The sequence below is a fragment of the Nocardioides sp. REDSEA-S30_B4 genome (genome assembly GCF_001627265.1).
In the GTDB taxonomy this organism is placed as follows: Bacteria; Actinomycetota; Actinomycetes; order Propionibacteriales; family Nocardioidaceae; genus Nocardioides.
Window position 1 is genome coordinate 1 of record NZ_LUPI01000020.1, and the last position, 8,019, is coordinate 8,019.

7 protein-coding genes are annotated in these 8,019 nt (G+C 74.3%); 4 read left to right on the plus strand and 3 right to left on the minus strand.

The annotated features are described in order from the left end of the window. Positions 1-294: 294 nt before the first annotated feature. The 3 genes from serA to A6R01_RS05750 all read right to left on the minus strand — a co-directional run bounded on the left by serA (position 295) and on the right by A6R01_RS05750 (position 5,843). A complete protein-coding gene (gene serA, locus A6R01_RS05740; RefSeq protein ID WP_292604420.1) occupies positions 295-1,494 on the minus strand; it encodes a phosphoglycerate dehydrogenase in 1,200 nt (399 codons plus the stop codon). Positions 1,495-1,815: 321 nt separating this feature from the next. Next, complete coding sequence (locus A6R01_RS05745; RefSeq protein ID WP_292604422.1) at positions 1,816-3,459, minus strand: DNA repair helicase XPB; 1,644 nt, start codon at positions 3,457-3,459, stop codon at positions 1,816-1,818. A gap of 128 nt (positions 3,460-3,587) precedes the next feature. After that, positions 3,588-5,843, minus strand: a complete 2,256-nt coding sequence (locus tag A6R01_RS05750; protein ID WP_292604424.1) for a helicase C-terminal domain-containing protein — start codon at positions 5,841-5,843, stop codon at positions 3,588-3,590. 39 nt (positions 5,844-5,882) lie between these two features. Between A6R01_RS05750 and A6R01_RS05755 the strand changes: the two genes are divergently transcribed. The 4 genes from A6R01_RS05755 to A6R01_RS05770 form a co-directional block, all read left to right on the plus strand. Further along, positions 5,883-6,692: a protein phosphatase 2C domain-containing protein gene (locus A6R01_RS05755; protein ID WP_292604426.1), complete on the plus strand. Its 810-nt coding sequence runs from the start codon at positions 5,883-5,885 to the stop codon at positions 6,690-6,692. After that, the gene (locus A6R01_RS05760) at positions 6,689-7,414 is read left to right on the plus strand and encodes a hypothetical protein (protein WP_292604428.1); all 726 of its coding nucleotides are present in this window, start codon (positions 6,689-6,691) and stop codon (positions 7,412-7,414) included. Before A6R01_RS05755 ends, A6R01_RS05760 begins: the two co-directional genes overlap by 4 nt. Next, the gene (locus A6R01_RS05765) at positions 7,372-7,560 is read left to right on the plus strand and encodes an FHA domain-containing protein (protein ID WP_292604430.1); all 189 of its coding nucleotides are present in this window, start codon (positions 7,372-7,374) and stop codon (positions 7,558-7,560) included. The genes A6R01_RS05760 and A6R01_RS05765 overlap by 43 nt, the downstream gene beginning before the upstream one ends. Continuing rightward, positions 7,557-8,019, plus strand: a 463-nt coding sequence (locus A6R01_RS05770) for an RDD family protein (RefSeq protein WP_292604432.1), incomplete at its 3' end; no start/stop codon positions are given. The genes A6R01_RS05765 and A6R01_RS05770, both read left to right, overlap by 4 nt.

The following is an 8,019-nucleotide window of genomic DNA, read 5'->3' on the forward strand; positions in this document are numbered from 1 at the left end:
GTTCGTGAGCGAGTGGATGCTTGGTCGCTTCACACCTCACCCGGAGGTCTTCGTCATCGTCCAGCAGGCACGCCGTACCTAACGTCCGTGGTCAGTACAACTAGGTCTCACCCTCAAGGCCGAGAGGTCGCTGGCGCACGGCCGAGAGGTCGCTGGCGCACGGTCGAGAGGTCGCTGGCGCACGGTCGAGAGGTCGCTGGCGCACGGCCGAGAGGTCGCTCGCGTAGTTACTCCGCACGAGATCTCACCCTCAGCTCGCGCGGAGGGTGAGATGTGGTGCGGAGTAACCCGCGATCAGGCCTCGAAGCCGCGGACCCACAGGCAGTGCTCGGAGCCGCCCAGCATGGCGAGGACGTCCTGGGGCAGGGGACCGTCGACGTCGGTGACGACGTAGCCCTGCTCGCCGGTGGTGGCGAGGTACTGCCCGGTGACGTTGGCGCCGGAGTCGGCGACGAGCTGGTTGACCTCGGCGAGGACGCCGGGGACGTTGTGGTGCAGGTAGCCGACGCGGGTGCCGGTGTGCAGCTGCGGCGCGATCACCGCGGGCAGGTTCACCGACAGCTCGGTGCGGCCCTCGTGGGCGAACCCGGCCAGCTTGTTGGCGACGAAGTGGCCGATCTCCTCCTGCGCCTCCTGCGTGGAGCCGCCCACGTGCGGGGTGAGGATGACGTTGTCGAGGCCGCGCAGCGGCGACTCGAACTCGTCGCCCTGGGCCTTGGGCTCGACGGGGAAGACGTCGAGCGCGGCGCCGGCGATGTGGCCGGAGAGGATGTGCTCGCGCAGCGACTCGGTGTCGACCACCATCCCGCGCGCGGCATTGATGAACAGCGAGCGGGGCTTCATCTTCGCGAACTGCTCGGCGCCGAAGAGCCCGGCGTTGCCGGGGCGGCCGTCGACGTGCAGCGAGACCACGTCGGCGCGCTCGAGGAGCTCGTCGAGGGTCTTCATGCGCTGCGCGTTGCCGTGGGCGAGACGGTCGGCGGTGTCGAAGAAGATGACCCGCAGGCCCATCGCCTCGGCGAGGTTGGACAGCTGGGTGCCGATGTTGCCGTAGCCCACGATGCCGAGCGTGCGGCCGCGGACCTCGTGGCTGCCCTTGGCGGACTTGTCCCAGACGCCGGCGTGCATCTTCTCGGTCTTCTCGGCCAGCCGCCGCGCGAGCATGATGATCTCGCCGATGACCAGCTCGACGACGCTGCGGGTGTTGGAGAACGGGGCGTTGAAGACCGCGATGCCGCGGTCCGCGGCGGCGGTCAGGTCGACCTGGTTGGTGCCGATGCAGAAGCAGCCGATGGCCAGCAGGTCCGGCGCCCCCTCGAGCACGCGCTCGGTCACCTTGGTGTTGGAGCGGATGCCCAGCAGGCTCACGCCTGGCAGCCTCTCCAGGAGCTCGGCCTCCGACAGGGAGCCCGGGAGCAGCTCGACCTCGAAGCCGCGGTCGGTGAGGACCTCGACGGCCAGTGGGTGGATGTTCTCGAGCAGCAGCGCCTTCACCCGTCCCAGGGTAGGGGCCGCGGCTCCGCGCCACCGAACCGACGTCGTACGCCGGACAGCCGGTGTGGCTCAGCGCACGAGGTCCCCAGGGCTGCCCGGGACGTCATGCGTCACGCGGCAGCGGACGTCCCGTCCGTATGACGTCCCCCGGGTTCAGGCCTCCAGCGTCGAGACGTCCCTGAGGACGTCTCGACCCTGCATGGCCTGCTGCGCGCCGCCCGGCACGCACGTCGGCCGCGTTGTCGTCGACTCGTCGGGAATCCGTCCCGCCTTCGCTCCTCCGCCTCGCCGACGCACGCACCGGACGACGCTCGCGACGGCCTACAGCGTCGAGACGTCCTCGGCATCCACGATGCGGTAGGCGTAGCCCTGCTCGGCCAGGAACCGCTGGCGGTTCTGGGCGAAGTCGGCGTCGACGGTGTCGCGGGAGACGACGGTGTAGAAGCGTGCGACCTTGCCGTCGTGGCCGGGCCGGAGCAGCCGCCCGAGGCGCTGGGCCTCCTCCTGGCGGGAGCCGAAGGAACCGGAGACCTGGATGGCGACCTCGGCGTCGGGCAGGTCGATGGAGAAGTTCGCGACCTTGGAGACGACCAGGGTGCGTACCTCGCCGGAGCGGAACGCGTCGAAGAGCCGCTGCCGCTCCTTGACCGACGTCTCGCCCTTGATGACGGGGGCGTCGAGGGCCTCGGCGAGCTCGTCGAGCTGCTCGATGTACTGTCCGATCACCAGCGTCGGCTGCCCCGCGTGCCGGGCCATCAGCGACTTCACGACGTCGACCTTGCGGTGGGTGCAGGAGGCGAGCCGGTAGCGCTCCTCGGGCTCGGCCGTCGCGTAGGCCAGCCGCTCGCCCTCGGGCAGGGTCACCCGCACCTCGACGCAGTCGGCCGGGGCGATCCATCCCTGGGACTCGATGTCCTTCCAGGGGGCGTCGTACCTCTTGGGCCCGATGAGGGAGAACACGTCGCCCTCGCGGCCGTCCTCGCGCACCAGCGTCGCGGTCAATCCGATGCGGCGGCGGGCCTGGAGGTCGGCGGTCATCCGGAAGATCGGCGCCGGCAGCAGGTGCACCTCGTCGTAGACGATGAGGCCCCAGTCGCGGGCGTCGAGCAGCTCGAGGTGGGGGTAGACGCCCTTGCGGCGCATGGTGAGCACCTGGTACGTCGCGATGGTGACCGGTCGGATCTCCTTGACGGCCCCGGAGTACTCGCCGATCTCGTCCTCGGTCAGGCTCGTGCGCCGGACCAGCTCGTCCTTCCACTGCCGCGCGCTCACGGTGTTGGTGACGAGGATGAGCGTGGTGGCCTGCGCGTGCGCCATGGCGGCCGCCCCGACCAGCGTCTTGCCGGCGCCGCAGGGCAGCACGACCACGCCCGACCCGCCGTGCCAGAAGGACTCCGCGGCGTCGCGCTGGTAGTCGCGCAGCTCCCACCCGGACTCGTCGAGGTCGATGGGGTGCGCCTCGCCGTCGACGTACCCGGCGTAGTCCTCGGCCGGCCAGCCGAGCTTGAGCAGCGCCTGCTTGAGGTTGCCGCGCTCGGAGGGGTGCACCGCGACGGTGTCGTCGTCGATGCGGTTCCCGAGCATGCCGGCGACCTTCTTGGCGCGCAGCACCTCCTCGAGCACCGGCCGGTCGTTCGACACCAGGGTGAGGCCGTGGGTGGGGTGCTTCTCCAGCCGCAGCCGGCCGTAGCGCGCCATCGTCTCGGCGACGTCGACGAGCAGGGAGTGGGGCACCGCGTAGCGGCTGTACTCCAGCAGCGTGTCGACGACCTGCTCGGCGTCGTGCCCGGCGGCCCGCGCGTTCCACAGCCCCAGCGGGGTCAGCCGGTAGGTGTGCACGTGCTCGGGCGAGCGCTCGAGCTCGGCGAACGGCGCGATCGCCTTGCGGCAGTCGGCAGCGCGGTCGTGGTCGATCTCGAGCAGGAGCGTCTTGTCCGACTGGACGATGAGGGGGCCGTCGGTCACCGGACAAGCGTACGGAGGTGGTGGGTGGGCCCGCCGGGCAAGGTTCATCGGCCGGCCGACAGACCCTGCCCTGGGCCGACGGAACTCCATCGTCCAACGGCAAGGTTCATCGGCCGGCCGATAAACCGTCAGCCGACCGGCCGCACAGACGTGATCCGGTGCACCGCGAACACCCGGGTGTCGTCGGCGCGGTGGTCGTGGGCGGTGAGCCGGCCGCCCTCGAGGCCGAGCGGGTCGACGACGCGGTCGGAGCGGGAGCCGTGGTTGTCGACGTAGCCGATCACCACCGACGACCGCTGCTCGATCGCCTCCCGCAGCGCCGCCAGCGAGCCGGACGGGGTCAGCGAGGGCGAGTCGGCGGGCCGGGTCGAGGCCACCCGGTCCCCCGCACGTACGGCGGTGACGACCGCCGCGGCACCGGCCGCGACCCGGGCGGACCCGGCCGCGGTGGGCCGCCGGTCGCGCGGGACGCGTGCCCGGAGCTGGTCGGGCCGCGCCACGCGGACCGTGCCGTCGGGCGCCTCGACCACCGGGGCGGCCCCGAGGTCGCGCAGCCGCGGCAGCAGCACGTCGAGGGGCGTGTCGGAGACCAGCACGGTCGGGGCGATCCGTCGCAGGCCCAGCGACCGCGCCTGCGGGTGGTGCAGGATCTCGGCCAGCGCGGACTCGTCGTCGGCGCGCAGGAACGCCTCGGCGTGCCCGACCCGCACCGCCCCGAAGGTCCGAGCGGTGTCGTCGACGAGGTAGGTCAGCGGCTGCGGCACCGGCGTGCGCGACACCTCGCCCAGGAAGTCGTGCACCTCCACCGCGGTCCAGCCCAGGTCGAGCGCGCGTCGCACGGACCCGGGCGTGAAGCGGTAGACCGTCGCCCCTCCCCGGGACTCCACCTCCGCCAGCACCTGCAGCCGCCGCGCCAGCGTCGACTCCAGCGGCCCGGGCGCCACCGCGGTCAGGTCGGCCTGCACCAGCACGTGGTCGACGGGTGCGGGCAGCAGCGGCTCGAGCAGGGGCGCGGCGTCGTCGTCCGCCACGAGCGCGCGAGAGTACGACGCCAGCCCGCCGAGCCCGGTCACCCCGAGCGCCGCGGCCTCCTCGACCGCCCACAGCACCTGGTCGGCCCGGGTGCGGGGACGGCGCGGCCGCAGCCAGGCCACGCGCGCGACCACGCCGGGCACACCTGTGCCGGTCGCGAGCACCTCGCCCGCGGGCAGGCCACCGACCACGTCGAGCACCAGCCGGCGGGTCTCCACCTGGTGGACGCCGGTCAGCTCCGGGACCAGCGCGTTCCACGTCTTGCCGGCCGGGTCCTTGCGGCCGACCAGCCCGGGGAGGCGGGGGGAGTCGATCCAGGCGCGCGCCAGGACCTGCCAGCGCTCGGCCGCCGACCGGGTCACCCACCGGTCCAGCTCGTCGGTGGGCAGCCAGGCAGGCTCGCCGTCCGGGCCGGTGCCCGTGGCGAGCAGCCCAGCGGCGTACGCGGTCTCGACGAGCAGTGCGGCCACCGCCTCGTCCACCTGCAGCAGGACCGCGGTGGCCTTGAGGTCGCGCACGCCGAGGCCGCCGCTGCGCAGCACCCCCGGCGGGCGGGTTCCCCAGTGGTCGAGCAGCAGCTCGACGCGGCGCACCGCCTCGAACGCAGCACCGGCGGCGACCTTGTCCACCAGGGAGGCCTCACGCGAGGAGGTGGGCACCTCGGGGGCGACGTCGACGGGCTCGGTGGTCGTGCGGCCGCCGCGCAGCACCAGGCCCACCTCACCGGGGAGCACGACCGAGCCGCCGCCACGCGGCACCAGCAGCCGCCGCGCCAGCAGCTCCTCGGGCGGGGTGCGGGCGTCCTCGGGCAGCACCGTGTGGCGGGAGCTGCCCGTGGTGGCCTCGCCGCCCTGCTCCAGGACGTGCTCGAGCAGGGTGCGGGCCGCCGCCGAGATCTCGGCGAGCCGCTGGGCGACCTCCTCGGCCGACGCGGGCTCCGCGGAGCGGGTGCGCAGCCCGCTCACGCCGGCGTCGGGCCCGCCGACCAGCAGGTCGGCCACGCCCGACAGCGCCCGCAGCCCGGTGGGGGACTCCCACGCCAGGGCCAGGTCGCGCAGGTGCGCCAGTGCCGCATCGGTGGCGGCCGGGTCCGCGTGCACCAGCGACCGCAGCTCCTGCGGTGTGGTTTGGCCGGCGACGACCAGGGCATCTAGGACGGAGAGCTCGACCCGCGACAGCTGGTCGAGCGCACGCATGAGAGAAGCACGGGTGGCGGCCCGCGAGGCCAGCTGCCCCGAGTCCTGAGGGGCGGGAGTGGCCAGATCCGGACGCGCGAGGAGCAGGCGCGACAGCTGCTGGTCCGACCACGCACGCAGCTGGTCGGCCAGTGAGCGGTACCCCTCCTCGGCCATCCCTCCCACGCTACCGGCCACCCCGACGGGGGCCGACGCGTGACCGCGGTGCAGCTGGAGCACGGCGCCCGCACCGACGTCGGCCGGGTCCGCGAGGTCAACGAGGACGCCTACCTCGCCCAGCCCCCGGTGTTCGTCGTCGCCGACGGCATGGGCGGCCACGAGGGCGGTGACGTCGCGAGCGCGATCGTGGTGGAGGAGTTCGCGGCGCTCGCCGACCGTGGCTACGACCCCGCGCACGCCGCGGTCGCCGTGGTCGAGGTGCTCGACGCCTGCCGGCAGCGGATCGCGACGTACGCCGAGCAGCAGCGCGCCCGGGGCGTCGGCCCCCTCCAGGCCGGCACCACCGTCGTCGCGGCGCTGCTCGCCGAGCACGACGGTGCCCCCGCGTGGCTGCTGGCCAACCTCGGCGACTCCCGCGCCTACCGGGTCGAGGGTGGCTCGCTGGAGCAGGTCACGGTGGACCACTCGGTGGTCCAGGAGCTGGTCGACACCGGTCTGATCACCGAGGCGGCGGCCGCCGAGCACCCCGAGCGCCACGTCATCACCCGTTCGCTGGGCGGCAACCAGCACTCCGAGCCCGACCTCTTCGTGCTGCCGGTCGCCGCCGCGCCGCGGCTGGTGCTGTGCAGCGACGGCGTCTCCGGGATGCTCGACCACGAGCAGATGCGACAGGTCCTCGCCACCAGCTCCGACCCGGCCCTCGCAGCCGACGCCCTGCTGGCCGCGGCCCTCGACGCCGGCGGTCGCGACAACGCCACGGTCGTGGTCGTCGACTCGTCCCCGGCCGCCGGGGACGACACCCACTCCGACCTGGACCTCGAGCAGAGACTGGGAGCGCTGCCGTGAGCGACCAGGACCCGACGACCCGCTCCTACGTCCCGGGGGAGTGGTACGCCGTCCTCGGCCCGTCCCTCGTCCTCGCCCTGCCCCCCGACCGCCGCGACCTCGCGGCCGCCGCCTGGGCCCTGGTCGACGCCGGCGGTCCCGCCGACGAGGTCCTCGACCTGGTGCTGGCCGACGGTCTCAGCGACCTCGCCGGGCTGGCCCTGGTCAGCACCGACGGGGAGCGCACCCGGGCCGTCGTCCGTGGCCGGGCCGTCTGCCTGCTCGACGCCGAGGACGGTGAGACGGTCGCCGACGGCCGTGCGGTGACGACCTGGGCGGAGGCCACCGCCGACCACGTCCGGGCGATCAGCCTCGAGCTCGGCACGACCGCCACCGGGCCGGCCCTCCAGGTCGGCGACGGCCTCGTCCGCGCGGCCCGCGTCCTGTGGCCCGCCGAGCAGCAGGTGGCCCCAGGCCCGGTGGTCGGGCAGCGAGGAGCGCCAGCGACGAGCGGGCGTCGAGACCACGACGAACCGCCCGTCTGGTCGCCCGCCTCGGACGACCACGACGGGCTCACCCGCGACGGCGAGGTGCCGCCCGACCTGGTCCGCCCGCCGCGCGCCGCTTCACCGCGACGCAGAAGCCCCGTCTGCTCGCCGTGCCGAGCCCGCAGCAGGAGATCTCCTCGACCCACCTGGAGGTGCGCCCGGGGTCGGGGGCCGACCACGGCAGCGCGGTCGTGACCGACCTCGGCTCCACCAACGGCACGCTGCTCACCCAGCCCGGGCTGCCCCAGGAGCCGCTGCGCCCCGGCATCCCCGTCCAACTGCTGCCGGGAGCCGTCATCGACCTGGGTGATGGCCTCACGATCGCCGTGGACCGCCCGTGACCCCCCCCCTGCCCCCGAGGCCGGCCGCCGCTGTCCGACCGGCCGACCTCGAGCGCCGGCTGCACGCCTACGCGCTCGACCGCGTCGCCGGGTGGGGCCTTCCCCTCGGCGTCGCCGCTGCCCTGGTCGCGCGCGGGGCCGCGACGTGGCTGGTCGTCCTCACCCCGCTCCTGCTCGGGGCCGTGCTCGTCGTGCTCGGCGCGACCCTGCTCAGCACCCGCGGGGCCACCCCCGGCATGGCGCTGCTCGGCCTGCGCGTGGAGACGCCGGGGGGCGCGCTCACCCTCCCCGACGCCGTACGCCGCCAGGCCGTCCTCGCCCTGGCCGGGCTGCCGACGTTCGGGCTCGGCCTGGCCACGCTGGCCTGGACCGCCGCCGCCGACGTCTCCGGTCGGCGCCGCGGCTGGCACGACGAGCTGGTCGGGACCGTGGTCGTCGACGCGCGTCCGGTGCCCGAGG